The following is a 25201-nucleotide window of genomic DNA, read 5'->3' as shown; positions in this document are numbered from 1 at the left end:
TATATACACAAATCAACTTTCTTTTCACTCACTGACTACTACCCCCTCATCTCTCACATTTCGATAAAAAGGTAACGTATCTACCCAATATTCATACTGTTCTTCATTTTTGATAACCGGAGATATTTCAATTCCTGTGCTCATCTCCACATCAAAAGCCAGATCGTAAATATCATTTTTAATAGCTCTGATTTCCTCGTCAGACAATTTTACCAGTATCATAATATCTACGTCAGAATTATCTCGATAATCACCCCTGGCATATGAACCATATACAATAACTTTTGTCAGCTTTTCACCCAGCATACGCTTCACTTCCTGGGAAAATTTATATATAATACTACTTACATTTTCTGGCATACAATCACTTCCTTACTGATAAATGGTTCCCGTGTTCTCTTTTTCTCAGTATAGCATATTTTTCTATAATATTTCCACTTATTTTGCTTTTAATGCAATTACACTGAAACAGATAAAAACAGGTCAATCCATAGGTCAATTTTATCTGGACACCTCCGCCAGCCCTTATTTTATGGGCATTCCAGCCTAAAAGTATAGCGGACTCTGACTCCGTCATTTCAAGGTTCGAATCCTTGTAGCCCTGCTAAGTGGAGCACCTCGGATGAGGTGCTTTTTTCGTATTATGAAAGTCCCGGAAGCCGCGTAGTTACTGGCTTTCTGGGACTTTTAAAATTTTTTCTGAAATTGAACTAATTCATTTTTAAAGGATTATCTAATACATAGTACAAAGAAATATACTCATCACCATTTCATTCCATTCTCTAATGATTAGTCTATCTGTTTCAAGAACAACACCTGTTAAATCAACATTTGCATTCATAAATCTATCACTCCTCAATCAAATTGCTCGGTCAGTTATATTTCGGTATTTCCAGGCTCTAATCAATCTTCTATAATTCCCCAATTACTTCATGCTGCCACCTTTCCCTGTTCGTATCAAAATAACGTATCACCTTGCATGGATTCCCTACTGCAACACAATTAGGAGGGATAGGGCGGGTAACTACGCTTCCAGCCCCTATCACGCTGTTTTCTCCTATAGTGACTCCGGGAAGAAGAATACAGCCACCGCCAATCCAGACATTGTTTTCTATCTCTATCGGACGTGCATAGGTTCTGAAAAATGTTGTCTTGCGTTCCCTCCAATCCGGCACAAGCCTTTCCTGTGGCAATACAGGGTGCGAAGATGTATACATCTGCACATTTGACGCGATCAATACCCTGTCACCAATCCGGATAGTTTTGTTATCCACAAAGGTACAATTCATATTGATTATCACATCATTTCCCAAAAATATATTTTTCCCATAGTCACAATGAAAAGGCGTGTCGATTACCACGTTTTCTCCTATTCCACCCAACAGCTCCCGAAGAATGGAAGTGCGTTTTTCTATATCTCCATAATCAGAAAAATAATATTCCCGTGTTAATTCCCTTGTGCGGGCAATCTGCTTTAACGTATCACTGTCCGCAGTTTCCAAAAAATCACTGGATTCGTAATACATAATATCCCTCCTTAGCGAAAACTATTTTCCACAATACCCGGAAGCAGAGAATAGATAGAACAGCCGATCTGATTTTCAAACTGTTCTTTAATCTCTAAAATCTTTTTCCACCTGTCTATTGTCGCTGTGTGAACACCGTACCGTATTGTCACGTCTACAAATCTCTTTTCCAAAAGACAGAACCCCGTCGGCATAGCCAATGCGTCACATAACTGTACAAGACGGTCATAATCATCATATACCGCATTTGCAACAAATTCTTTCATAAACAGGTAATCCTGATCACTGACATCAAACTCACCGATAGATGTGGCAATATCCTGTATCATAAATGCGTGGGATATACATATCTGTGCAGCTTTTTCCCATCCGCGCTCCATACAGTACCGATAGCCGTCTATCAGATGCCTTTCCGAACTCACTCCGGCATAGCGTCCAATATCATGCAACAGCCCGAAAATATATGCCTGTTCAGAAGATAAATCTTTACAGTGTGATGCGATGTTTTTACAGGCTTCGGCTACAAACCGGGAATGATCTGCCCATGCTCCCGGATTGGATTCTGATGCTTCCTTTAATGCCAATTCTGCAGTCTGAATATTTAGTTTTACCACTTTGCGCTCACCTCCTGTAAATTGCTGATTTACTTTACAGGTATCATTATAATGCAAAAGACATAGGAAAAATATTTCTTTTCCGCCATTATCTATCACTATTCTGCCATTTCTTTCTATATTCTATAGGTGAACATTGTGCGTATTCCCGAAAAATCTTTCCAAAATAACTGCTGCTCCCTAAACCACACTCATGACTGATAACAGTAACAGCTTCCTGCCCCTTTGCCAACATCTGACAGGCAACTTGTAAACGGTAAGTTGTTATATACTCGACGGGTGTCATGTGCAGACAGTCATGGAACACTCTATAGCATTCCCTTTCGCTTAAATATGCTGCCGCAGCAAGTTCCGGAATAGATATTTTTTCTCTGTAATGTTCATGAATGTATATCATCAGCAGCTTTATTTTATCGTTGCTTTTGTTACGTTCCCCTTTCTTTTCACGCATAGAACGAGAAAGTTCAAAAAGCATGAGCCATATTTCCGTTAGGGCTTCCCGCAGTTTTATTTCATATCCAAATTCATCACTGGATAAACGAAATGAGGCAGCAAGCAGTTTCAAAATCCTTTCTTCTTCTTCTGCATTGCCCGGAAAAAGCGGGATTACCTCGATCTGCGGGGCTGTTATGACAGGTGCAATATATTTTTGTTCAATCCTGCTTCCCTGTTCTCCGGCAAGTAGGGAAACATCGAAAATATGAAGTAGCTGTATATTCTTTTCTCTCTGCGATATTGCTTTTGTCCTATGGAGTACATTGGGATTTATCATGCCACCGCTTCCAGTCGGAAACAATATTTTTCCTCTTGGCGTATCATATTCAATGCTGCCACTTTCCATATAAAAAAGTTCCACTGTCCTGTGCCAGTGCCACGGTACATAACCCCCTATATACTTGTCGAGTTCTGCCCTCGAAGCGATATAGGGAAAATCTTTTTCAAAACCGGGAAGCAATTCTTCCTTGCTTCCAGTATAAAATTCAATGCTATGGATATTTTTCATGTCTGTTCACCTACACATCCGGGATTTTGTATCTATTTTATGGATTAAATATACTGGTGTGGGTACAAGAGAGTGCAGCCGATGCTTTGAATACGGATTGCAAAATCAAGCCATTTATCGTTCATTTTTACGCCTCTCAATAGCTGTAATTCTTTACCTGGAACAGGTTACTTCTCCATCCTCTTTGCTATAGTCAAACTTCCCATCATTTTTCTCTTCCAAAGCTTTTATCATATGGTAGGTATATTCATTATACGGCGTAGGAATCCCAAGTTCCCGCCCCATGCGGACCAACGCGCCTGAGAACATATCAATCTCCGTATGGCGTCCCGCATCCAGATCCTGCAGTGTGGAATATCTGGCTGATGGAGGAACGGCACTTCCATGGCCGGAGGATGCTGCTGCCTTACTTATAGCGATTCCTTTTGCAGCGGCAATGGCTTCCAGTTCTCTTCTAAGTCCGTCGCTGATTGCTTTCATATGAACGCTGTCCTGGTAACAGCCAACTCCTGCCCCTAGAATTGCCTGGGGCAGATTATTGCATACATTCAGCCGAAATTTGCTCCATATTTCTTCCCTGATATATTCTGTAGAGCGATAATGCAGTCCGGTATCTGCAAAAAGAGCCTCAATGGCCTGCACACGTTCACTGTCATAGGGTGCGCAAGGCTCTCCGAAAATAATACCAATGGTGGTTTCCGGGTTAAAACAATATCCATTTTCCTCTTTATGGGAAGCAACTTTTATTACCGAATAGATCACATGGGAAGCTCCAATTTCATCGGAAATCAATTTCTCACTGTCCACGCCGTTCATAAGACTCATAACCGTGGTATTCTCTCCTGTAACCTGGCGGATGCTGTCCATTGCACCTGGCAGCGCTCCATATTTCAAAGATACGATCAGCAGGTCTACCCCTTTTGCTTCCTGGGGTGTCCATACTTCCGGATGATAAACCTCACCATTGATCGTGCAGCCTTTTTTCAATTTCTCCGCACGCTTACCTTCTGCAAGAACTCCCAGCCGGATATCCTTCCGCCTGGAAAGCCCCCATATCACATAAGACCCAACCGCACCTGCGCCAAGAACTGCAACTGTTTTTATCTTCATTGTCTTAATCTCCCATGTATATTTTTCCTATAGGTAATTGCGAAACAAGTTCGCAATTACCTATACAGATATTACTATTTTATCATTATCTGATAAAAACTCCATGCAAAAATTCTTGCTTTTTTCTACTTGACTCCACAAACCAGGCGGTCTATCCTTTAAACAGACATAAGATTGAAAATCTTTTCGCAACATATTTTACCATTTATTTTTTTGGGGGATTTTTTCATATGAAAGTTGTCATTGCAATTGATTCTTTAAAAGGAAGCTTAAGCTCAATAGAGGCCGGAATGGCTATCAAGGAAGGAGTTCTTCGGGCAAAGCCGGATGCCAGGATCGTGGTAAAACCTCTCGCAGACGGCGGAGAGGGAACTACTGATGCCTTGATCGAAGGCATGAACGGAGAGCGGATCGATCTGACCGTCACCGGACCTATGCATGCTCCAGTCAATGCTTATTATGGATATTTGAAAGACAGCAATACCGCTGTTATGGAAATGGCTTCCGCTGCCGGAATCACACTGGTTCCAGATGATACAAAGGATCCTCTTCTTGCTACCAGCTACGGTGTGGGCGAAATGATAAACCATGCCCTCCAGAAGGGTTGCCGCAATTTTATCATTGGAATCGGCGGAAGCGCCACCAACGACGGCGGCATCGGTATGTTAAAAGCTCTTGGCGCACGTTTTTTCGATGAAAACGGTATGGATGCAGGCGAAGGTGGACAGGCACTGGCAAAGGTTTCCAGAATCGACATTTCCGGCCTGAATCCTCTTTTGAGAGAAGCTCATATTCAGGTCGCATGCGATGTGAATAACCCTCTTTGCGGTGAAAATGGTTCCACATACGTTTACGGTCCGCAAAAGGGTGTGACAGAAAATCAGAAAAAGCAGCTAGATGAAGCTATGGCACATTTTGCCCAAATTACTTCCAAAACTCTGGGAACAGATTACTGCAATACCCCTGGTGCCGGTGCTGCCGGAGGGCTTGGCTTCGCCTTTCTCTCCTACCTGGGCGCGGCACTGACACCTGGTATCGAACTGATTCTGAATGCTGTGGGACTGGAGCAGGAACTTTCTGATGCAGACGTGGTAGTTACCGGCGAAGGCCGCCTGGATTTTCAGACAGCCATGGGAAAAGCCCCTGTAGGCGTAGCGAAGCTGGCAAAAAAGCACCATGCAAAGGTTATCGCATTTGCCGGAAGTGTCACAAAGGAAGCAGCTGCCTGCAATAAAGAGGGAATTGATGCTTTTTTCCCAATTTTACGAAATATCTGCACACTTGCGGAAGCTATGGATTCAGCCACTGCAAAAGCCAATATGACTGCCACTGCCGAGCAGGTGTTCCGGCTGCTTTAAAGCGTAATTAATCTTTTCCTGCTCTGGATATACCGCAAAGTGGGGCGTGCAGATTGCGGGAATGATTTTTCAAACACGCTCTACTGGCTATCTAACGCTTCATTTCAAAATCCTGTCCTATACTATGATGCATCTCGATTGTCTGTTGAATTTCCTGAGGGTCTGTCCATAACATATCCCCACTGACGGTATTTTTCATAGCACTGGCTGCATTTCCATACTCCAACGCATCCTGACAGTTTCCATTTTCTTTTAATAATCCGTATAAGAAACCGGAAATATACGCATCTCCGCTTCCAATTCTATCTACAACCTCAATTTTCTCATAAGGTTTTTCTTCATAATAGCTGTCTGTTTTTTTCTCATAAATTACGGAACCAAAAGTATGAGACTTGGGACTGTGCACGATTCTCTGGGTTGCTGCAACCACAGCGATATCGTATTCATCAGAAAAACTTTTCAGGATTTCTTTTATGTCCCCTGTTTTTCCAAATGTAAGATTAGCTGTGGATTCTGAACAGAAAAAAATGTCTACGATAGGCAAAATCTTTGTAATGCAATCTCTTGCCTCATCTCCAGTCCACAGATTTCCTCTGAAGTTTACATCAAATGAAATCCGTGCACCTTTTTCTTTGAATTTTTTCATCATTTCAATGGCATTTTCCCTTACCGGACCGCCAAGTCCCAAGGTGATTCCGCTGGTATGGAAACACCTTGTATTTTCATACATTTCTTCTGGAAAATCTTCTAAAGATAATTTATTCACAGAAGAATACTTGCGGTCGTAAACCACCTGAGGTTTACGGGGATCTGCACCATATTCATAATAGTAAATTCCCAGTCTGGAATCTGCACTGTCATCTCCAGCCAGGTAATCCGTGTCAACACCGTTTCTTCTGATCTCCCTTTTCGCATAATTTCCAATGGCGTGAGACGGAATCTTGGAAATAACACCTGTAGTAAGCCCCAGATTGGCTGCGCCAACAGCTACATTTAATTCTGCCCCACCCAGCTGTTTCTCAAACCTGGTACCCTGGGTTAAACGTTCGTTTCCTTCTGGTGATAAACGAAGAAGCACTTCGCCTAATGCCAGCATATCAAATTTTTTTCCCATTTTATTATCCTCTTATATTCTTTACGATTTCTGCGGCTTCTCTGGTCAGCTTCTCAATTTCGTCAAACCTGCCTTCTGCGATCAGTTTGCCTTTTACCATCCAGCTTCCTCCACAGGCAAAAATACGATCGTATTCCAGATATTTCTTTACATTCTCCGGATTGATTCCGCCTGTTGGCATAAAACTTAAGGAAGTATACGGTGCTGCCATTGCCTTAATAAATGCCAGTCCACCAGCCTGCTCCGCCGGGAAAAATTTGATTACAGAAAGACCTCTGCGTACTGCCCGTGCAGCTTCAGATGGTGTAATGCAGCCTGGAAGCACCGGAATCTTTTTCTCAATACAGTAATCGACAATTTCCGGGTCAAAACCAGGGCTTACAATAAATTCAGCACCTGCCTGAACAGCACGGTCTACCTGATCCACAGTGAGTACGGTTCCTGCACCAACCAGCATCTCTGGGTGTGCCTCTTTCATAAGACGGATAGCCTCTCCTGCTGCTGCAGTTCTGAAAGTTACCTCTGCGCAGGCAAGTCCGCCATTGCAAAGAGCATCTGCCAGCGACACTGCATCTTTCTCATTTTCAATTACTACAACCGGTACAATTCCCATTTTTTTAATTTTTTCCAATACTGTGTTCATACTTTCTCCTTTTTCACCACTTAATTTACTACGAAAATCCTGTCTAACAATAGACATGAGCGTTTTGCAAATATATTGAATTCATCATACCATTTTTTTGTTTTCAACAGATAAGCTCCATTTTTTAGCAGATATTTCTTTTTTATTATTAAATTCATCTGATGTGCTTATAATATATCTCACCATACTCTATTTGCAATATGTAATTACTACCAATTATTTCCTTCATTTTTAGGTTATTTTTCCATTTTGACAGTTCTTTTTTACAAGTTTCCTGTAACTATAGTCTTTTGCGTTACTGTTCACTGGTAACATTCCGCGAGGTGTTTTTTGTGAACAAAGTTCACAGAAAACCCGAGAGTTGCGGCGCGAAATCATGCAAAGCATGATTTCTGTGCATCGCGAAGCATGTTACTGTAAACGGAGTGAACAGTAACTCTTTTGCTTTTGCCATAAATATTTCCTGTAAAATTTTTTGACATTCTATTTAAAGCATGATAATATAATTAGTATAAAAAAGGTGCTACTGATAGACGGTTAGTCCGATTTTATGTATACACAAAGTAGTCGCTCAGTTTCTCGGACCGGGGCGGCTATTTTTGTGGCTTATTAGTATCTTTGCCGAATGTGTATCCGGCACAAAAGCAAGTAATGCCAAAACTCATTACTGCAATAAAGTCCAAAATACTCATTGGCTTAGCCCTCCTTTCCGTTTGATTCCCTTCCGGGTTTCTATGTAATCAGAGGGTCACAGTCCCTCTGCCGAAGGACTAACCGCCTACCGTTATGGTAGCACCCAAATATAATTATATCAGTTGTATTCTTTTTTTACAATTAGTAATTGTCTCTAATTTCTGCTTATCTTAAAAGATAAATTTTCTATTCCCCCATCGTCAACATCGTATCAATACAAGCCTTCGCCTTCACTCTCACATTCTCATCCAGCTTGATCTCTTCTCCGCCCTGACCGCAGACGCAATTATAAACATCCATCAATGTAGTCAGTTTCATATTGTGGCATACGCAGTCCTTTGACAGCGGATAAAATTTCTTGTCCGGGCACTCGTACTGGAGATGCTGGACAATGCTGTTCTCGGTGCCGATAATAAATTCTTTAGCATCGCTTTCCTCGGCATATTTCATAATTCCGGTAGTACTTCCAATATAATCTGCCATTGCAGAAACCTCTGGCAGACACTCTGGATGAACCAGTAACTTCGCTTCCGGATGAGCGGCTCTGGCTTTTTTCACATCTCTTACAGACATTCTAAGATGAGTTGGACATCCCCCGTGAACGAACTTGAACGTTTTTTGCGGAACCTGCTTCTCCACCCATGCGCCAAGGTTGCAGTCCGGGATAAACAGGATCTTGTCATTGTCGATATTGTTCACAATCTTCAACGCAGAAGAAGAAGTTACGCACACATCACAGATTGTTTTCAGTTCGGAAGTGGTATTAATATAAGCCACAACTGTGTAGTCCGGATTGGACTCTTTCAGTGCGGAAAGCATCTCCACATCCAGCTGCTCTGCCATTGGACATCCTGCGCCGCTATTGGAAAGGTAAACCTTTTTCTCCGGAGAAAGAATTTTTACTGTTTCTGCCATAAATCTTACACCACACATCAGCACGTTCTTCTGCGGAGCCTTAGCCGCCTGCTGGCTCAGTCCATAAGAATCACCTGTGTAATCTGCTACCTCCAGAATCTCATGGCTCTGGTATGCATGCGCCAGAATGCAGATATCTTTTTCCTTCTTTAAACGCAGAATTTCATCCTGCAGCTGTCTTGTTGTCATCATAATCGTTTTTCACTCCTGTGTTTTCATTTATTCCGGAACTTTAATTTTCCATGTATACCCGAATGTGTTCTTAAATATCTTCTTACCCTCATTGGCTGCTAATAGCTCCACTCTTTTCGGACATTTTCTTAGGATTATATTACCTGCCGTCCTCACTGTCAATAAAAAAGTTTACAGCTATCTTGTCAATTGTAAAGTTTAGTGATATACTACAGGGCATGTCGTTCGGAAAATTTGAATCCGCGCGCACAATTGCAATCATTCACAGAGAAATTTTATAAGCCTGCGCTTCAGATTATTTTTGCAAAATTTCTCTGTACACCAAATTTATCCACGAAAAAAGGACCATCAATTATGAAAACAGATATCCTCATCGCAGGAAGCGGCTGCTCCGGTCTTTACTGTGCCCTCCAGCTTCCCCGCGACAAAAAAATCACCGTCATCACCAAGTCCGACCTTACCAGTAACGATTCCTTTCTCGCCCAGGGCGGCATGTGCATGCTGAAAGAACAGTCCGACTATGACAGCTTTTTCGAAGACACCATGAAAGCCGGACACTACGAAAATGACAAAAAATCCGTAGAGATCATGATCAAAACCTCCCCGGAGGTTGTCAGGGATCTTGTTTCTTACGGTGCCCAGTTCGAGCGAAACGAAGACGGCAGCCTTGCCTACACCAAAGAAGGCGCCCATTCCACCAACCGTATTATTTTCCACGAGGATGTAACCGGAAAAGAGATCACCAGCACCCTGCTCCGCGAAGTCCAGAAGCTTTCCAATGTAGAACTTCTGGAATACACCACCCTGGTTGATATTCTGGAAAAAGACAACCACTGCTACGGCGCTGTGATCCGCCGTCCAGATGGTTCCCTTGACACCGTTACTGCAACCTATACCGTTCTGGCCAGCGGAGGGGTAGGTGGACTTTACAGACATTCCACCAACTTCCGCCACCTTACCGGCGACGCACTTGCTATTGCAGGTAAGCATAATATTGAACTGCAGAACCCGGATTACGTGCAGATCCACCCTACCACCTTCTACACCAAACATCCGGAAGACCGCAGCTTTCTGATTTCCGAATCTGTCCGTGGCGAAGGTGCCAGACTTTACGACAAAAACATGAACCGTTTCGTAAACGAGCTGCTGCCTCGTGATCTTCTTTCCCAGAAAATTCACGAACAGATGGCAAAAGACGACACCGACTTTGTCTGGGAAGACCTGCGCACCATCCCGGTAGAAACTCTTCGCCACCATTTTCCAAACATTGTTGAGCACTGCAGGGAAATGGGCTATGATGTTTTCAAGGAATGTATCCCGGTTGTTCCGGCACAGCATTATTTCATGGGCGGCGTAAAAGTGGACTATCAGAGCCGTTCTTCCATGGAAAATCTCTATGTAGTAGGAGAAGCTGCCTGCAACGGTGTCCATGGCAAAAATCGCCTGGCAAGCAACTCCCTGCTGGAAAGCCTTGTTTTCGCAAGACGGGCAGCGCAGGATATGGCAGAGCATGATCTTAAGAAAGCTTTACCTCAGAATGCCAGTGAAATTGCTGATTACCTTGCTTCCCACGTAGACTTCACCCCATACCAGGACATTCAGACCCTGGCCGAAACTTATCACCATCTTGCCACACAGGCCATCACCCTTGGCCAAAATCCAGAAGGCAGAAAGGAATTTTTATATGTATGATCAGGTAACTCTCGGATTAAATGTTGATCCGTTCATTTTAAGCGCATTAAAAGAAGATATCACAAGCGAAGACGTATCCACCAACAGCGTAATGCCAGATTCCACTCCAGGCGTTGTAGATCTTATCTGCAAAGAAGATGGAATCATCTGCGGACTCCAGGTTTTTGAGCGTGTTTTCACACTTCTGGATTCATCCACCAGAGCTGAATTCTATGTAAAAGACGGAGACCATGTAGAAAATAAACAGCTTGTGGGAAAAATTTACGGAGATATCCGTGTGCTCCTTTGCGGGGAAAGAACCGCCCTTAACTATCTCCAGAGAATGAGCGGAATCGCCACCTACACCAGCCAGGTTGCAGCTCTTCTTGAGGGAACCGGGATCAAGCTTCTGGACACCAGAAAAACCACCCCGAACAACCGTATTTTCGAGAAATATTCCGTTCGCGTAGGCGGCGGCAATAACCACCGCTATAATCTTTCCGACGGCGTTCTTCTCAAGGACAATCACATCGGTGCCGCAGGAGGTGTAAAACAGGCCATCTCCATGGCAAAAGCCTACGCTCCTTTTGTCCGCAAAATTGAAATAGAGGTAGAAAATCTGGATATGGTAAAAGAGGCAGTAGAAGCTGGTGCGGACATTATCATGCTGGATAATATGACCACTGAACAGCTGAAAGAATCCATCGACTACATTGCCGGACGTGCCGAAATTGAAGTTTCCGGAAATGTAACAAAAGAAAATATTGCCAGACTCACTGGTTTGGGTGTAAATTATGTATCAAGCGGAGCACTTACACATTCCGCTCCTATTATGGATTTATCAATGAAAAATCTACATCCGGTGGAGTAAGCCCTATTCGGCTGAACTCCCCCACCGACAGCAATTATCAGAATGGAAGTCATCTGTTTCCCGCCATCAACACGTCCCAAAACGTGTTTGACAAAGGCTCTACACGGTAACAGGTAACTTTCATCACAAACCAGCAGACAGGAGATAAAAAATGAAAGGTGAAAAAAGACGAAAACAACTTCTGAATATCCTATCTTCCAGCAATAATCCCGTTTCCGGCGGTACCTTATCTAAGGAATTAAATGTAAGCCGCCAGATTATTGTCCAGGATATTTCTCTCCTGCGTGCCAACGGAGCCACCATTTTTTCCACCAACAAAGGCTATCTGCTCCAGGAGGACAGGAAATATTCCAGAGTTTTCAAGGTTTATCACACTGATGACCAGGTCGAAGAGGAATTAAGCACTATCGTAGACGCCGGCGGACAGATCCGCGACGTATTCGTCTACCACAAGGTCTACGGCGTGCTGAAAGCTGACATGGGAATCAAATCCCGCCGCGACATCCGCGCCTACATGGAGGAAATCAGCACTGGCAAATCCAGCCTTCTGAAAAATGTAACCTCCGGCTACCACTATCACACCATCGACGCCGAAAGCGAAGAAATTCTGGATGCCATTCAGGAAGAACTTCAGCAGAAGGGGTTCCTTGCGAAATTACAGGACTACGAGCCCGTGGATTTCTGGGGCGGTCAGGAATAAAAAGCGAAAAAATCTAAGAACCAGGCTGAGCACAAGTCTCATCCTGGTTCTTGTTATTCCAAAAGAATTTCAATCAACTCTGTTGTATTTAGAATATTTGAAAATATAAGGAAAACGCAATCTGTTACCTTCGTCTGACTATTTTGCTTTCCTGGTAATAGCGTTCCTTGTTCTTATACATTCTTTCATCTGCTTCTTTGGCAATGTCATAGATGTTATCCCATTCTTTCTCAGAACTGAAAACATATCCCCATGAGATTGTCATAGAATCCACCAGTTTCCCATGCCATTGTGCAACACGCCGGTCAAAGCTTTCTATTATGCTTTGAAATTCCTTTGTATTTCCGGTGATGATCACAACAAACTCATCTCCTCCGATTCTGTAGACATTTCCATACTTTCCAAAACTTTCCCTCATACAATTGGCCGCTGCACATATAAGTTCATCGCCTGCAGCATGTCCAAGAGAATCATTTGTATGTTTTAGGTTATTAAGATCCAAGGAAATATATATCCATTCCTCGCGGAGATCAAGGTTGTTTATCCTTTCTTCGTATGCATGTCGGTTAAAGCATCTTGTAAGTTCATCTGTGTTTGATATGTACAGCAGTTTTTCTTTTTCATATTTTTCTTTCATAACTCTTGAAAGCAGGTAGAACATACAGCAGGAAGCCAATACAAGATACACGCCAACTATGAGAACCGCAAAAATATTTCCTTGCCGATAAAAGGAACTGTCTATAGTTACAGCTACAATATAGTCATCATACTGACTGAGTAAACATTTGCAGCGTTTTCCACCTATCCTTATGAGTCGGACATCTGTCTCGCCGCTTTTTTTATCAGATGATACAACAAGCCCTTCCAGTTTCACGCCTATCTGTCTGGAATCCGTAGCACCTTTTACAATTTTGGTCTGGGAGTCTGCCACGAAAATTTCGATTCCCTTATAAACAGGCATATCACTTACTACAGCGGAGATTTCATTTTGCTTTAGTTCTTTAAGCAGACGCTTTGGTTCGATGCCGATCTGGATCATTCTGGTACCGGCTTCGTTCCATGTAATGGCATACATCAGTTCCTTTCCTTCAGCGGTATTCGGAGTAACATCCTGACACATGGTAAGATTTTTATTTTTAAGCATGGGCTTAAAATATTCCATCTGCTCTCCGGAGTCAAAACTGAAGCCATAGTATTTTGGCAAAGTACCACTGTAGATATATCCGTTTTTATCAAACAGATGAATTTCGTCTACTGATATCAAATCTGCTATTTTCTGCAATTCTTCTACATCATATTCCACCTGTGGTTTTGCATCTATAATATAGGATACAGCCTTTGCTCTTACTATATAATCGTCCTTTAGCGATTCGATGAGTCCATTTTCACTATCATCATTTTTATTGAGCACGGTGATAACACGATCCAGCAGTACTTTTGACATCCTGTATGTATTACTGTCATTGACATACTTTAAAATTCCGGCTTCAAGCAATAATGCAATCGCAATGGTTGCAAACGCTAAAAAAACAAGCTTTTTTTTCTTCATGGATATATTTTATCATAATTTCCATATGTAAACCATACTAATTTACATGAATTTGCTCCCAAAGTAACCCGTTGTTACTGCTCACTGGCAACACATAACAAATGGTACTTATTATGTAAACCAACTTTTTCACCTAACTGCATTTCAAAAAGGTTGAATATGATAAATTCTTATTGCCGCGATCAAAAAATTGCCTCATCTCGTGCGCATAATTCCCCCATATTTTCACATACTATCCATACACTACAAAATATGGAAACCCACAAAACAAACAAGCTCTATAGTGTGTTTGAAAAGAAGGTCAATTGTTTCCCACAATTGCATCATAAAGTACAGGAGGAACAGATAAATGAAAGCCACAGGAATCGTAAGAAGAATAGATGATCTGGGCCGGGTGGTCATCCCAAAAGAAATCCGTCGGACCCTGCGAATCAAAGAAGGTACCCCACTTGAAATTTTCACCGACCGTGAAGGTGAAATCATTCTGAAAAAATACTCCCCAATCGGAGAGCTTAGCCTTTTTGCAAAAGAATACGCCGAGTCCCTCTCCCATTCCACCGGCATGCTTTCCTGCATCACCGACCACGACCAGGTAGTAGCTGCTGCCGGTCCGGGAAGTAAGGAATTCATTGGAAAATTGATCAGCAGCCAGCTGGAAGCTGTTATCAATGACAGAGAAGCCAAATGTCTTAGTGCCAAAGACCGTGGCAAAGTCCCTGTGGTGGATGAACAGCCAGCTCCATCCACATCCCAGGTCATCCAGCCCATCATAGCCGCCGGAGATGCTATTGGCAGTGTCATCCTCATGGGAAAAACCGACAAAGACATTCCCGGTGCCAGCGAAAAGCTTCTGGCGCAGACTGCTGCCGGGTTTCTTGGACGGCAGATGGAACAATAATTTTGTTATCGCTGCAGTCAACGTCTCGATAGAGCCTGTTTGAAAAATCATTCCCGCAATCTGCCAGTGAACAGAAACTAAAAAACTGCTGTATCCATTTAGCCCCTCTTCAAAGTCCATTAAATGGTACAGCAGTTTTCGAATTTATATACCTCAACAATCCTGTTCTGTTTTCTCTTCAGATACAGTGCTACCCTGCTTGCCCTGATCCCGCATCTTCTGCCTCTGCCTGGTAATATCAAAATACTCCGGCGAAATAATCCCACGGGCAACCAGTGCATCAAAAACCTCCTTCTGCGACCGCGTCATCACCATACCCACAGTTGAATTATAATCTGTAAGCACACATCCTGTCTTCTCGATCATCCAGAACAGTGCCGAATCATTCTCCGGGATCATCTTCCAAATCTCCTTCTCCGGATATGGCAAAAGCGCCATCATGGTCTGAAGATGGCCCTTCTCCTCAATCAATCTGTAATCCCCATCCGGCATAATGACTCCATCTGAGAAATTCGGAATCTGATCAGCTTTCTGCAAAAGCTCCTCTGTAATCTTCACCACAAGTTACCCCCTGTAAATTATTTTTTAACGGACATGTCGCCTGTCGGCGACATCACCATATATGAAAGTCAGCTGTTCCGCGCCTATGGCGCTCCCACAGCTGCCGACATCATTTATTTTTCACAGCACCGCACATGTTTTCCCCTATTATACCATGCCGCTTATATAAGTGCCACCAATTTAAATTTTCTCATTTTCATGAATTAATGAATAACCTCCAATTTTCTGGACACCCTATAAATACAGACAGGTACAACAGCTGTGAACAGAATGTATGTAGAGGTGAAAAGAATATGAGGAAAAACAGAACAGCAAAATTTATTTTCAACGGCGCTCTCCTTGCAGTTATGGCAGTTCTCGGAGTGACCGCTTACCAGGTTGCAAACAAACCAGAACATATTCAGGAAGTGCTTCCATTGGAAAGCACCAAGGAAAATGACACTGCCAAAGCAGATGGAGCCAACTCAACTGATGATTCGTCCCTTGCAGAAGCAGGTACTAACATGGTAGAAGCAGATCTGGACGGAATTTCCGATACCGGAATCCTAGACAGTGAGTCTTTGATAAACGAATCAGATAATTCATCCGCAACAGACATGGCAAGCCTTGACAATACCGTGGACTTAACCAATTCTGCTGACATTAACGATACCGCTGATATTTCCAGCTCCTCTGACATTGGAGAAAGTACCAGCGTAAACGCCCAGATCTCCCTGCACAAAGGACCGGAAATCAACTTCTCGGAAGATACATTAATGGAGTGGCCGGTAAACGGACATGTTCTCATTGATTACAGCATGGATCAGAGTGTTTACTTCCCAACTCTGGATCAGTATAAACTGAGCCCTGCGATTTCCGTACAAGCAGTGGAAGGTGCCCCTGTAGTTTCCGCAGTAAACGGAACCGTATATTCGATTGAAAATAATGCCCAAACTGGCACTACCGTCACCATGGAGCTTGGAAACGGCTACCAGGCAATCTATGGTCAGCTTACTGATCTGGACGTTGCTGAAGGCGATACCGTCACCAAAGGTTCCATCATAGGCTATGTCGCAGCTCCTACCATTTATTACAGCGAAGAAGGCAGTAACCTGTACTTCGCCATGAAAAAAGACGGAGAACCAATCGACCCGATCACGTATCTGCCGTAAAAAAAATTCAGTCCATGAAATATCAACATTCACAAAAGTAAAAAAACAACGTATAATAAAGCAGGTGGGAAAATCCGCAGTCGGTACCTAAATCCTACCTGCTTTTTCCAGTCCTTCCAGGCAGCTAAGAGCCCGGAACCCGCCATGGTAGCCATTCTGACACGCTATAGTATTCTTTTGGACTGCAAATAATATACCAGCTTACCGATTGCTTTTTATAAAAATAAGGAGCATTGTCAGCCAGTTAACAGCATGACGATACTCCTTTACATAAATATTTATTTAATTCCTAAACGGACATGTCGCCTGTCGGCGACATCACCATATATGAAAGTCAGCTGTTCCGCGCCTATAGCGCTCCCACAGCTGCCGACCGCATTCGTAATCCGGGCTATCACCCTACTTACTCATACGCTCTAGCCCGTCCGATATCCAATAATTCGCTCATGTAAGCATGGCTCATTCTTGGCTGCCGTCCGGGACTTTCATAGTAAAACATTAAGAACTTTCACCTTACAACCCAAAAAGGAGCCCCATGAATTACACCTACATCGTCCAGTGTGCCGACGGTACTCTTTACACCGGATGGACAAACTGTCTGGAAAAGCGCCTGAAAGCCCACAACAGCGGCAAAAACGGAGCCAAATACACCAAAACCAAACGTCCGGTAACCCTTGTCTACTACGAAGGCTACGCCACCAAAGAAGAAGCCATGAGCCGGGAATATGCAATCAAACAATTAACCCGGGCAAAAAAATTAGCCCTGATGGAATTTTAGAGGAGATCACAGTTCCTTCTAAATATTAAAAATTATTAAAAAACTTCGTCTAAAATATTTGTTACAGGTAACTTCATTACTAATATTTTACCTTACCATATCATCAAATCGGCATATTCGCCACAAAACAATACATCACAATAAAATGACACGCGCTTCCCAGCATAATAAATACGTGGAAAATCTCATGTGACCCAAAATTCTTATGTTTCGCATTAAAGATGGGAAGCTTCAATGCATAGATCACACCGCCAATCGTATAAATAATTCCCCCCGCCAGCAGCCAGCCAAATCCAGCCTTAGGCAATGCATGAATAATTGGCATGAACGCAAGCACACACAACCAGCCCATTCCAATATACAGCACAGAAGAAATCCATTTCGGACAAGTCACCCAGAATGCCTTAAATACAATTCCCAGAATTGCTGTCGCCCACACAAGTGCGCAAAGTATATATCCAATCTTGTTATGAAGAACAATCAGGCACACCGGCGTATAGCTTCCCGCGATCATTACAAAGATCATCATATGATCCAGCTTCTTCAGTCTGCGGTTCACCTTCGCCGTAGAATCAACGGAATGATAAAGAGTACTTGCCGCATAAAGCAGCATCATCGTAAGAATAAACACTCCCAGTGCCACAATATGAATATGATCGCTCCACTCTGACGAGCGAATCAATAAAGGCGCTGCTCCCACTGCTGCCAGAAGAAAAGCAATCCCATGTGTAATCGCACTTCCCGGATCTTTTAATTTAAATTTCATGATAGCACCTCCTAAAACTTTTCCAAAGTAACTTTTCCAGAAATCAGTCTGGTTCCTAGGTTTATAATGTTTTGCAAACTTTATCATGTAGTTTTAATTACTACATCATAAAGTATGTGTTATACTATAACACTTTTTTTGAAAAATGCAAGGGGTTTTACAAAACTTTTATAATAAAAGTAATTTTTTGACTTTCAGCAACATTTTTCACCTTCCCATCTCCATCACCACCTCAACCTCCATCTCCGGAAAATATGTCTCCAATATCTCCTCCCAGCTACTCCCTTTCTTCGCCATCTCATTCCCCCCATACTGGGAAAATCCAAGCCCATGTCCTTTTCCTTTACATAAAAAGCGTACCATTTTTCCTACTTTCTGCACGGAAAAATCTGCGGAAGCCAGATGCATGCCCTGTCGAAAAGTCTCACCCTCAAGCCAGTTTCCATCAGCTGTCAGCGCAGTCACATAACCGGCACTATCTCGCTTTTTGACCACCAGCTTCGCAGGAAGCTGACTGGCAGGCACATATGCACTGTTTACATAGCCTGGAGCCTCCCTGTCCTGACTGCTTTCCACTGATTTCAGATAGCCATATTCTGCACTGTGAAAAACTTCTGTCCCATCCCTGGTTTTACCGCTGCTGATCTCATGATACGGAACTAATTTCAGCTTTCCATTATATGTAAGAACCTGCCCGGCCGTTGCCTCTGCCGCTGCTCCATACTGCTGCAGCTTATCCACCGCACTCAGTAATTTCCAAACGCCTCCATATCCAACAACAAAACTCCTGCCACTATTTAATTCTGCTATTCGGAAGGATAACACCTCTTCATCTTCTGTCGCAGCTGTCATTTGCTCAACTCTTCTTTCCCTGTTTTTCCCTGCGATACTTTCACTTACTTCATCCAGAATTTCTCCTTCACTTTCCCCCTCCTCCAGCCGCCTGTACACCTCCGACCTTGCAATCACCGCCTGAGCTTTCACCGCTTCCTCCGCATAATCCCCTTTCATCTGTACCAGCAACATCAGCGGAACCATATCCTCCACCCCCGGAGAATGCAGTAAAAGTGCTTTATCCGCCCCATTCAAGGCGATTGTACACATATACGGCAATAATAAAATGAATGGAATAAACAGCCCTGAAGAATAAAAGCTCCGAAACCATTTTCTCATATATTTCCTGCACTTTGCCATTGCTTAAAAATAATCGGCATACCTGATGTTCCCGGTTTCAGGAATCTTTCTCGCTTTGCCGCATAAGCAACAGCTCTCCTGACTCTCTCATTTCTCCCTATTATATGCACAATTGCAAAAACTTATTAACCGTAGTATACTGTACCCATTATTGCGCAGACACGGTAACAAAGCGTGTAACTGCTAATTTTCAAAGTAAATATAACGGAGGTTTTTCATGACCGCACTCTTTCTTGCACCCCTATACATCCTGATCAATGCATACGTTGTCCGTTGGATGATACGATGGATGGGCGCCTGTCACAGACTTTTTCAGACAATGGCATTTCGCGCTTCCTTTATAGGAGTTTACATAATATTAGCAACAGCCCTGCTCACCGGCTTTCTCATCAAAAAGCCGGCCAACCTGCACCGTATTCTCAAGCATACAGGTAACTATTTTCTCGGAACTTTCATCTATATTCTGCTGGTAATCGCTGTCGTTGATTTTGGCCGTCTGATACTGAAATACATATTCCATGCCCCGTTTATCGGGCACCGCAGCACTTTCGTCATCACAGGCCTGATCTGCACCATACTGATCATCAGCCTCAGTGTTTACGGAATCCTTCATGTAACCCATGTGAAAACTACATCTTATGAGATAAACGTTGAAAAAACAGTTGACGACATGGATTCCCTGAAAATAGTCCTTCTCGCTGATACCCATTTCGGCTACAGCATGGGAACCGCCCAGGCAAAACGAATTGTGAAAAAGATTAATGCTGAAAATCCAGATGTAGTCTGTATCGCAGGTGATATTTTCGATAATGAATATGACGCCATTTCCAAACCAGATAAATTAAAAGAAATTTTAAAAGGAATTAAGTCCAAATATGGAGTTTACGCCTGCTGGGGCAATCACGACCTGAACGAACCAATCCTGGCAGGTTTCACCTTCAGCGGAACAGAAGATAACTACAATGATCCCAGAATGGAAGAATTTCTTACAGACGCAGGAATTCACCTGCTAGACGATGAATCTGTTCTGATTGACAACAAATTTTATATTGTCGGCCGCCGGGATGCCTCCCGATGCGAAAAAGTGGAAGGTTCCAGAGCCACTCCGGCCCAGCTTACCGAATCGCTGGACCAGAGAAAACCAATTATTTTCATTGACCATCAGCCAAAAGAATTAGACAAGACAGCAGCTGCCGGTGTTGACCTTGACCTTTGTGGTCACACCCATGACGGCCAGATTTTCCCCGGAAACCTGATTATCCATCTATTCTGGGAAAATTCCTGTGGCTACCTTCGAAAAGGAAATATGCACAACATTGTCACTTCCGGAGCCGGAATCTGGGGGCCGAACATGAGAGTCGGCACCAACAGCGAAATCTGTCCGATTACAGTTTATTTTAACAATTAATATAACTGTTCCGCAGATACTATACCGCGAGATGTTTTCGTGAACATAGTTCACAGTTACATTAAATCAACCGATTATGCCCCTACGGACTGCCTCTGCACACCCATCGTTCCATGCAAGGCAGTCCCTTCTCATGTGAAACATCCCGTATCCGATTTCCCCTTCTTCCTCGCAGCCCAGCCCTTTCCACTAAAGCCTGTCCACGCTTCACCACATCTATTCCTTCCAGCATCTTTCCCTGGAAAAATCTTCCCACTACACCTTTTTCATATATTCCATGAGCTTCATGCGCGCCCAGCTCCCAGCCAGTCACCACACTCAGCCATCCATTCATCCTTACAGCCAGTCCGCCGATTCCACCAATCAGTCCCTTTATTCCCTGCATACCCCGTCCATTTTCACCCATCACTCCCATGAAAAAGCAAGTCACCACAGTCATCACCATATTGAAACGTTCTTTCAAACTGAATTTATTTTCCCGGTTGAAATATTTTTTCAATAATCTCATAAAGGTCCTCCTTCTTGTCATGCCTGTCCAAAATCCAAAAGCTCATCACCGCCGCTGTCTCCTAATGCAATTAACTTTGTACCATTTCAGGCACTTTTTCTGCCTCCGGCAGACTGCACGGACAGCTAACAGCAAACAGCCGCCAGAATATGCCTGAAAAAATTCATCTGCGAACTGCGCACTTTTCATGATTGTGCAGGGTCTAGAGCATGTTTGAAAAAGGCTTTCTGCAAGATGTGCGTCACAATTTGTGGGAGATTTTGCCCGGATGAGGGCGCCGTAGCGGGCTACGGCAACCGAATTCGGGTGAAATATACCGCAAAGTGGGGCGTGCAGATTGCGGGAATGATTTTTCAAACAGGCTCTAGTAATATTTATGTCTGCCAATACAACCTATAGAACCATTTTTTATAAATTTTCCCTATTTCACCCCTTATTGACACACTTGTCCCCCACTGCTACAATAACCCTAACAACAACTTTTACCGCTTTCCCAAAGAAAGGAGCACCTTATGGCAAAAGAACAGATTGCAGTTGCAGAACTGATTACAAACATTATCCTGGGAAAAACGGACGGAGCCAGCCGGGTAGATTTCTTCCCGCAAAAGCCTAAATTTCCATTTGACAAACCATACGAGCAGCCATTTCCCCGCGCCACGCCGGAGAGCCAGGGTATTTCCTCTGACATGCTGGCCGACCTGCTGCGGGATCTGGACTCTTCACACTATACAGACATGCACCATTTCATGGTACTCCGAAATGGAAAGGTCATCTGCGAGGCCAATTTCGCCCCATACCGCAGCCGAATCTGGCATGTGACCCATTCCATGTGCAAAAGCATCACCGGCATGGCAATTGGTCTTCTGGTAGAAGAAGGCAAGCTTTCCCTGGACGAAAACATTTACGACATTTTCCAGAAGAAGCTGAACACCTTTAACAAGATTTTCCGCCCTAAAGTCACTGTAGAAAATCTTCTCACAATGACCAGCGGCGTCACTTTCAACGAATCCGGGATCGTCTCTGGAAACGACTGGCTCACCAGCTACCTGAATTCTTCCATCACCGGCACCCCCGGGGAAAATTTCCAGTACAACAGCCTGAATACCTACGTTCTGTCCGCCATCGTCACGGAACGCACCGGCCAGTCACTTACCGAGTACCTGGAACCACGGCTTTTCGCTCCCCTTGGAATCACCCACTATTTCTGGGAAACCTGCCCTAAGGGCATTACCAAGGGCGGCTGGGGACTTTTCCTTTGCACTGAGGACATGGCTAAATTAGGTCAGCTTTATCTTCAGAAGGGTAAATGGAACGATCAGCAGATTATCCCGGAATTCTGGGTTGAAGTCTCCACTGCTAAGCATAAGGAAAGCATCGAAGGTACTTTCGGCTATGGCTACCAGCTGTGGATGGAGGCTCGCCCGGGCAGCTTTGAATTCAATGGAATGCTTGGTCAGAATGTGATCGTCTACCCTGACATGAACATGGTTGTAGTCACAAATGCCGGAAATAACGAACTTTTCCAGAACTGCGTCATGCTGAACATTATCCGCAAGCACTTTCCGCGCAACTTTCATCCTGCAGATATTTTGCCTGAAAACCCATGCGCCCAGACACTCCTGAACCGCCTGACTGCCGAGCTTGAAAACGGCATTCACGCGCCTCAGACACTTCCTTCTCTCCGAAAGGGTGGCTGGAAAAAGAATCCGCCCGGACTCCGCCGCAGCACCAATACACGACCTAATACCTGGAATTACGTGAAAGGACTTCTTGCGCCGAATCCTTACCAGTTCACCCAACAGCTTAATGGCAAAGTTTTTGAACTTTCTCCACAGAGCATTGGTCTTTTCCCGCTGTTTATCCAGATTTTCCACAATAATATGACGGAAGGTGTGCAAAAGATTTCATTCGCCTGTGAAAAAGGCAATTTCTCCGTAAACTTTCTGGAATCCGGCGAATGGCATAACATCCCGACAGGACTTGGAAAATTCAAAGAATCCTGGCTTACCCTCCACGAGGAAAGCTATCTGATTGCAGCCTCCGGAGAATTCACTACAGATGAAAACGGAACCGCCGTCCTGAAGCTGGACTTCACCTTCCTTGAAGAATGTGTTCGAAGAAAAATCAACATTTTCTTCCTTCCCGAAGATGAAATTCTCATCCGCTGGTACGAAACACCAGGCAAAGGCATGATCATGGAAGGTCTGGAATCCATCACCGAAGAAATCTCCAACAACTTTCTCTATGGAGCTTTCAAGGGCACAGGCGGCCTGGGGCTCCTTCACAGGGTAATGGAACAGACTATTGAACCGGTTTCGCATGGGTATCTGGTGACACCTGCTGAAAAGGCTCCAGAACAGGAAGCAGTTTCATCCTTAAATGAATCAGATTGCGGAGAACTCTCATCAGAACCCAGTGAAATAACGACCACTTCCTATTCTACAGAAAGTTTGTAATGCACCATATATCGCACTTTAATAACAAGAAAATTTTTTACGACCAAATATGCGGTCAATCAGGAGGTACCCCATGATTTCCCAGGAAAAACGCTTAATCATCACCTTTCGCTGCACCACCGACGCCATCGCCATGGAGAAATCCTGCAAAGCCACTGGTGCTCCAGGAAGACTGATTCCGATTCCAAGAAGTATCTCTGCCAGCTGCGGACTTTCCTGGTGTGCGCCCCCCACAAGCCGCACTGCCCTTGAGAAACTACTTCAGGAGCAAGACCTGGATCCTGAGGGCATATATGAGTGTATAATTTAATTATTAAACAGGCTCTAATGCAGTACAAATTAATTTTCAGCATTACTTACGCAATATATTAAAAATTTACTGTGTCAGAGTATCCATTACTTAATATATGCTGTATTATAGAGTCTGTTAAAAAATGTCAATTAAAAAAATACAATATAGATAGTAGGAGAAATTACACATGGAAAACAAAACATTTGATGCGAGAGGAATGGCCTGCCCACTCCCAGTTGTAAACGCAAAGAAAGAATCCGAAGAAATGACAAATGGCGGTACCCTTATCATTCTCGTTGACAATGAAATTGCCGTCCAGAACCTTACCAAATTTGGCAACAGCAAAGGCTTTACAGTCTCTTCTGAGAAAAAAACAGAGAAAGATTTCACCGTAACCTTCCAGATTCCGGAAAACAGCACAACCTCAACACCAGCAGCTGAATCCGCCGCTCCCGCCTGCACCCCGGATTCCAAGAAACATGGTCTTGTAGCCGTCCTTTCCGCCAATACCATGGGAAATGGTGAAGAACAGCTTGGAAAGATTCTTATGAAATCCTTCATTTTCGCTCTCACCAAACAGGATCAGCTCCCAGAGATCATTCTGTGCTACAACTCCGGAGCATCCCTTACCTGCGAAGACTCCGATTCCCTGGAAGATCTGAAATCTTTAGAAGCAGAAGGAGTAAAAATCCTCACCTGCGGTACCTGCCTTGACTTCTACGGCCTGAAAGAAAGCCTGGCAGTCGGCAGCGTTACCAACATGTACGAAATCGTAGAAATTATGGAAAACGCAGGCACTATCATACGTCCATAATGCTTTGACACATTAAAAAAGTACTCAAAAATTCCGTCCGATATCCATGAATGAACCATGCTTGCATAAGCGAATTCATGGATAACGGATGGGACTTTCATAGCAAATAACTTCTAAATAAATAAAATCCACGCTTTAAAATCAACTCAATTTTCTTTGTAATCAAATTTTGATTTAAAGAAAATAAAAAGATAAAAGCGTGGATTTCATTTTTATCTGAGACACATTTGAGACATCTTGTTTTCAATGGGACATTTACTCACGATTACTTGGTGTTATTTAAGAGTTATAAAAAAAGACCGGAAACCCTTACAAATAAAGGATTTCCGGCATTCTGTGAAGTGAAGCATCGGGGATTCGAACCCCGGACAACTTGATTAAAAGTCAAGTGCTCTACCAACTGAGCTAATGCTCCA

General features: G+C 43.5%; 26 protein-coding genes, 1 tRNA gene and 1 pseudogene. 13 read left to right on the top strand and 15 right to left on the bottom strand.

Annotation, left to right across the window (positions count from 1 at the left end):
* Positions 1–24 precede the first annotated feature (24 nt).
* The 5 genes from AB5706_RS13845 to AB5706_RS13825 all read right to left on the bottom strand — a co-directional run bounded on the left by AB5706_RS13845 (position 25) and on the right by AB5706_RS13825 (position 4253).
* Positions 25–360: a nucleotidyltransferase domain-containing protein gene (locus tag AB5706_RS13845; protein ID WP_148463452.1), complete on the bottom strand. Its 336-nt coding sequence runs from the start codon at positions 358–360 to the stop codon at positions 25–27.
* Positions 361–911: 551 nt separating this feature from the next.
* Positions 912–1526, bottom strand: coding sequence for a sugar O-acetyltransferase (locus AB5706_RS13840; protein WP_368366137.1), 615 nt, complete (start codon positions 1524–1526; stop codon positions 912–914).
* Positions 1527–1537: 11 nt separating this feature from the next.
* Positions 1538–2140, bottom strand: a complete 603-nt coding sequence (locus tag AB5706_RS13835) for an HDOD domain-containing protein (protein ID WP_368357402.1) — start codon at positions 2138–2140, stop codon at positions 1538–1540.
* Positions 2141–2228: 88 nt separating this feature from the next.
* Positions 2229–3143, bottom strand: a complete 915-nt coding sequence (locus AB5706_RS13830) for a helix-turn-helix domain-containing protein (protein ID WP_368366136.1) — start codon at positions 3141–3143, stop codon at positions 2229–2231.
* Between the two features lie 153 nt (positions 3144–3296).
* Positions 3297–4253, bottom strand: a complete 957-nt coding sequence (locus tag AB5706_RS13825; RefSeq protein ID WP_227199174.1) for a ketopantoate reductase family protein — start codon at positions 4251–4253, stop codon at positions 3297–3299.
* 230 nt (positions 4254–4483) lie between these two features.
* Here AB5706_RS13825 and AB5706_RS13820 point away from each other — a divergent pair, with 230 nt between their 5' ends.
* Both AB5706_RS13820 and AB5706_RS13815 read left to right on the top strand, forming a co-directional pair.
* Positions 4484–5611: a glycerate kinase family protein gene (locus AB5706_RS13820; RefSeq protein ID WP_173770243.1), complete on the top strand. Its 1128-nt coding sequence runs from the start codon at positions 4484–4486 to the stop codon at positions 5609–5611.
* Between the two features lie 10 nt (positions 5612–5621).
* A pseudogene (locus AB5706_RS13815) lies at positions 5622–5699 on the top strand (DUF6783 domain-containing protein); the annotation flags it as partial.
* 3 nt (positions 5700–5702) lie between these two features.
* Here the strand turns inward: AB5706_RS13815 and AB5706_RS13810 are convergent.
* From AB5706_RS13810 to nadA, 3 genes are all read right to left on the bottom strand, one after another.
* A complete protein-coding gene (locus AB5706_RS13810; protein ID WP_226837972.1) occupies positions 5703–6725 on the bottom strand; it encodes a sugar kinase in 1023 nt (340 codons plus the stop codon).
* Between the two features lie 4 nt (positions 6726–6729).
* Positions 6730–7368, bottom strand: coding sequence for a bifunctional 4-hydroxy-2-oxoglutarate aldolase/2-dehydro-3-deoxy-phosphogluconate aldolase (locus AB5706_RS13805; protein ID WP_227199176.1), 639 nt, complete (start codon positions 7366–7368; stop codon positions 6730–6732).
* An 879-nt stretch (positions 7369–8247) separates the two neighbouring features.
* Positions 8248–9168, bottom strand: a complete 921-nt coding sequence (gene nadA / locus AB5706_RS13800; RefSeq protein ID WP_173719528.1) for a quinolinate synthase NadA — start codon at positions 9166–9168, stop codon at positions 8248–8250.
* Positions 9169–9522: 354 nt separating this feature from the next.
* Between nadA and AB5706_RS13795 the strand changes: the two genes are divergently transcribed.
* The 3 genes from AB5706_RS13795 to AB5706_RS13785 all read left to right on the top strand — a co-directional run bounded on the left by AB5706_RS13795 (position 9523) and on the right by AB5706_RS13785 (position 12410).
* A complete protein-coding gene (locus tag AB5706_RS13795) occupies positions 9523–10860 on the top strand; it encodes an L-aspartate oxidase (protein WP_173774275.1) in 1338 nt (445 codons plus the stop codon).
* Positions 10853–11710, top strand: a complete 858-nt coding sequence (nadC, locus tag AB5706_RS13790) for a carboxylating nicotinate-nucleotide diphosphorylase (RefSeq protein WP_173774274.1) — start codon at positions 10853–10855, stop codon at positions 11708–11710. Before AB5706_RS13795 ends, nadC begins: the two co-directional genes overlap by 8 nt.
* Before the next feature lie 151 nt (positions 11711–11861).
* On the top strand, positions 11862–12410 hold the full coding sequence (locus AB5706_RS13785; RefSeq protein WP_173774273.1) for a transcription repressor NadR: 549 nt from the start codon (positions 11862–11864) through the stop codon (positions 12408–12410).
* A 124-nt stretch (positions 12411–12534) separates the two neighbouring features.
* Here the strand turns inward: AB5706_RS13785 and AB5706_RS13780 are convergent, their stop codons facing one another.
* Positions 12535–13959 carry a GGDEF domain-containing protein gene (locus AB5706_RS13780; RefSeq protein WP_368366135.1) on the bottom strand — a complete coding sequence of 475 codons (1425 nt, stop codon included), beginning with the start codon at positions 13957–13959 and terminating at the stop codon, positions 12535–12537.
* Positions 13960–14308: 349 nt separating this feature from the next.
* Here AB5706_RS13780 and spoVT point away from each other — a divergent pair, with 349 nt between their 5' ends.
* On the top strand, positions 14309–14857 hold the full coding sequence (spoVT, locus tag AB5706_RS13775) for a stage V sporulation protein T (protein WP_173717488.1): 549 nt from the start codon (positions 14309–14311) through the stop codon (positions 14855–14857).
* Positions 14858–15010: 153 nt separating this feature from the next.
* Here spoVT and AB5706_RS13770 read toward each other — a convergent pair whose 3' ends face one another.
* Positions 15011–15418 carry a hypothetical protein gene (locus tag AB5706_RS13770; RefSeq protein WP_226837975.1) on the bottom strand — a complete coding sequence of 136 codons (408 nt, stop codon included), beginning with the start codon at positions 15416–15418 and terminating at the stop codon, positions 15011–15013.
* A gap of 293 nt (positions 15419–15711) precedes the next feature.
* Here AB5706_RS13770 and AB5706_RS13765 point away from each other — a divergent pair, with 293 nt between their 5' ends.
* Both AB5706_RS13765 and AB5706_RS13760 read left to right on the top strand, forming a co-directional pair.
* Positions 15712–16569 (top strand): M23 family metallopeptidase, encoded by an 858-nt coding sequence (locus AB5706_RS13765; RefSeq protein WP_118583191.1) that lies wholly within the window; start codon positions 15712–15714, stop codon positions 16567–16569.
* Between the two features lie 535 nt (positions 16570–17104).
* The gene (locus AB5706_RS13760) at positions 17105–17347 is read left to right on the top strand and encodes a GIY-YIG nuclease family protein (protein WP_148463437.1); all 243 of its coding nucleotides are present in this window, start codon (positions 17105–17107) and stop codon (positions 17345–17347) included.
* Between the two features lie 103 nt (positions 17348–17450).
* On the opposite strand, the gene trhA is transcribed toward AB5706_RS13760, so the two are convergent.
* The gene (gene trhA, locus AB5706_RS13755; RefSeq protein ID WP_118583187.1) at positions 17451–18113 is read right to left on the bottom strand and encodes a PAQR family membrane homeostasis protein TrhA; all 663 of its coding nucleotides are present in this window, start codon (positions 18111–18113) and stop codon (positions 17451–17453) included.
* Between the two features lie 207 nt (positions 18114–18320).
* Positions 18321–19286, bottom strand: a complete 966-nt coding sequence (locus AB5706_RS13750; RefSeq protein ID WP_173719533.1) for a SpoIID/LytB domain-containing protein — start codon at positions 19284–19286, stop codon at positions 18321–18323.
* A 238-nt stretch (positions 19287–19524) separates the two neighbouring features.
* On the opposite strand from AB5706_RS13750, the gene AB5706_RS13745 reads away from it, so the two are divergent.
* Complete coding sequence (locus AB5706_RS13745; protein ID WP_173774282.1) at positions 19525–20715, top strand: metallophosphoesterase; 1191 nt, start codon at positions 19525–19527, stop codon at positions 20713–20715.
* Between the two features lie 82 nt (positions 20716–20797).
* Here the strand turns inward: AB5706_RS13745 and AB5706_RS13740 are convergent, their stop codons facing one another.
* The gene (locus AB5706_RS13740) at positions 20798–21223 is read right to left on the bottom strand and encodes a hypothetical protein (RefSeq protein ID WP_173774283.1); all 426 of its coding nucleotides are present in this window, start codon (positions 21221–21223) and stop codon (positions 20798–20800) included.
* A gap of 45 nt (positions 21224–21268) precedes the next feature.
* Complete coding sequence (locus AB5706_RS13735) at positions 21269–21538, bottom strand: DUF6783 domain-containing protein (RefSeq protein WP_325064570.1); 270 nt, start codon at positions 21536–21538, stop codon at positions 21269–21271.
* On the opposite strand from AB5706_RS13735, the gene AB5706_RS13730 reads away from it, so the two are divergent.
* From AB5706_RS13730 to yedF, 4 genes are all read left to right on the top strand, one after another.
* On the top strand, positions 21470–21622 hold the full coding sequence (locus AB5706_RS13730; RefSeq protein ID WP_325064571.1) for a DUF6783 domain-containing protein: 153 nt from the start codon (positions 21470–21472) through the stop codon (positions 21620–21622). The two genes, AB5706_RS13735 and AB5706_RS13730, sit on opposite strands and share 69 nt — an antisense overlap.
* Before the next feature lie 113 nt (positions 21623–21735).
* The gene (locus tag AB5706_RS13725; RefSeq protein WP_173774284.1) at positions 21736–23679 is read left to right on the top strand and encodes a serine hydrolase domain-containing protein; all 1944 of its coding nucleotides are present in this window, start codon (positions 21736–21738) and stop codon (positions 23677–23679) included.
* A gap of 73 nt (positions 23680–23752) precedes the next feature.
* The gene (locus tag AB5706_RS13720; RefSeq protein WP_173772864.1) at positions 23753–23989 is read left to right on the top strand and encodes a putative Se/S carrier protein; all 237 of its coding nucleotides are present in this window, start codon (positions 23753–23755) and stop codon (positions 23987–23989) included.
* Positions 23990–24158: 169 nt separating this feature from the next.
* Positions 24159–24785 carry a sulfurtransferase-like selenium metabolism protein YedF gene (gene yedF, locus AB5706_RS13715; RefSeq protein ID WP_148463431.1) on the top strand — a complete coding sequence of 209 codons (627 nt, stop codon included), beginning with the start codon at positions 24159–24161 and terminating at the stop codon, positions 24783–24785.
* Positions 24786–25127: 342 nt separating this feature from the next.
* Here yedF and AB5706_RS13710 read toward each other — a convergent pair.
* Positions 25128–25200: transfer RNA gene (locus AB5706_RS13710), tRNA-Lys, on the bottom strand.
* Position 25201 lies beyond the last annotated feature (1 nt).

It is taken from the genome of Ruminococcus sp. RTP21484sp1_RTP21277st1_D2_RTP21277_210401 (assembly GCF_040924225.1).
Classification (GTDB): domain Bacteria; phylum Bacillota; class Clostridia; order Lachnospirales; family Lachnospiraceae; genus Blautia_A; species Blautia_A faecis.
Note: the sequence above shows the minus strand (reverse complement) of the source record. Positions and strands in the feature narration are given on the sequence as shown.

Excerpts from the sequence above, each read along its gene's own strand:
- trhA (WP_118583187.1), bottom strand. The coding sequence starts at position 18,113 with ATGAAATTTAAATTAAAAGATCCGGGAAGTGCGATTACACATGGGATT.
- AB5706_RS13845 (WP_148463452.1), bottom strand. The coding sequence starts at position 360 with ATGCCAGAAAATGTAAGTAGTATTATATATAAATTTTCCCAGGAAGTG.
- AB5706_RS13725 (WP_173774284.1), top strand. The coding sequence starts at position 21,736 with ATGGCAAAAGAACAGATTGCAGTTGCAGAACTGATTACAAACATTATC.
- AB5706_RS13795 (WP_173774275.1), top strand. The coding sequence starts at position 9,523 with ATGAAAACAGATATCCTCATCGCAGGAAGCGGCTGCTCCGGTCTTTAC.
- nadA (WP_173719528.1), bottom strand. The coding sequence starts at position 9,168 with ATGATGACAACAAGACAGCTGCAGGATGAAATTCTGCGTTTAAAGAAG.
- AB5706_RS13720 (WP_173772864.1), top strand. The coding sequence starts at position 23,753 with ATGATTTCCCAGGAAAAACGCTTAATCATCACCTTTCGCTGCACCACC.
- yedF (WP_148463431.1), top strand. The coding sequence starts at position 24,159 with ATGGAAAACAAAACATTTGATGCGAGAGGAATGGCCTGCCCACTCCCA.
- AB5706_RS13825 (WP_227199174.1), bottom strand. The coding sequence starts at position 4,253 with ATGAAGATAAAAACAGTTGCAGTTCTTGGCGCAGGTGCGGTTGGGTCT.
- AB5706_RS13780 (WP_368366135.1), bottom strand. The coding sequence starts at position 13,959 with ATGAAGAAAAAAAAGCTTGTTTTTTTAGCGTTTGCAACCATTGCGATT.
- AB5706_RS13830 (WP_368366136.1), bottom strand. The coding sequence starts at position 3,143 with ATGAAAAATATCCATAGCATTGAATTTTATACTGGAAGCAAGGAAGAA.
- AB5706_RS13820 (WP_173770243.1), top strand. The coding sequence starts at position 4,484 with ATGAAAGTTGTCATTGCAATTGATTCTTTAAAAGGAAGCTTAAGCTCA.
- AB5706_RS13785 (WP_173774273.1), top strand. The coding sequence starts at position 11,862 with ATGAAAGGTGAAAAAAGACGAAAACAACTTCTGAATATCCTATCTTCC.
- AB5706_RS13765 (WP_118583191.1), top strand. The coding sequence starts at position 15,712 with ATGAGGAAAAACAGAACAGCAAAATTTATTTTCAACGGCGCTCTCCTT.
- AB5706_RS13745 (WP_173774282.1), top strand. The coding sequence starts at position 19,525 with ATGACCGCACTCTTTCTTGCACCCCTATACATCCTGATCAATGCATAC.
- AB5706_RS13840 (WP_368366137.1), bottom strand. The coding sequence starts at position 1,526 with ATGTATTACGAATCCAGTGATTTTTTGGAAACTGCGGACAGTGATACG.
- nadC (WP_173774274.1), top strand. The coding sequence starts at position 10,853 with ATGTATGATCAGGTAACTCTCGGATTAAATGTTGATCCGTTCATTTTA.
- AB5706_RS13805 (WP_227199176.1), bottom strand. The coding sequence starts at position 7,368 with ATGAACACAGTATTGGAAAAAATTAAAAAAATGGGAATTGTACCGGTT.
- AB5706_RS13750 (WP_173719533.1), bottom strand. The coding sequence starts at position 19,286 with ATGAGAAAATGGTTTCGGAGCTTTTATTCTTCAGGGCTGTTTATTCCA.
- AB5706_RS13740 (WP_173774283.1), bottom strand. The coding sequence starts at position 21,223 with ATGAGATTATTGAAAAAATATTTCAACCGGGAAAATAAATTCAGTTTG.
- spoVT (WP_173717488.1), top strand. The coding sequence starts at position 14,309 with ATGAAAGCCACAGGAATCGTAAGAAGAATAGATGATCTGGGCCGGGTG.
- AB5706_RS13760 (WP_148463437.1), top strand. The coding sequence starts at position 17,105 with ATGAATTACACCTACATCGTCCAGTGTGCCGACGGTACTCTTTACACC.
- AB5706_RS13810 (WP_226837972.1), bottom strand. The coding sequence starts at position 6,725 with ATGGGAAAAAAATTTGATATGCTGGCATTAGGCGAAGTGCTTCTTCGT.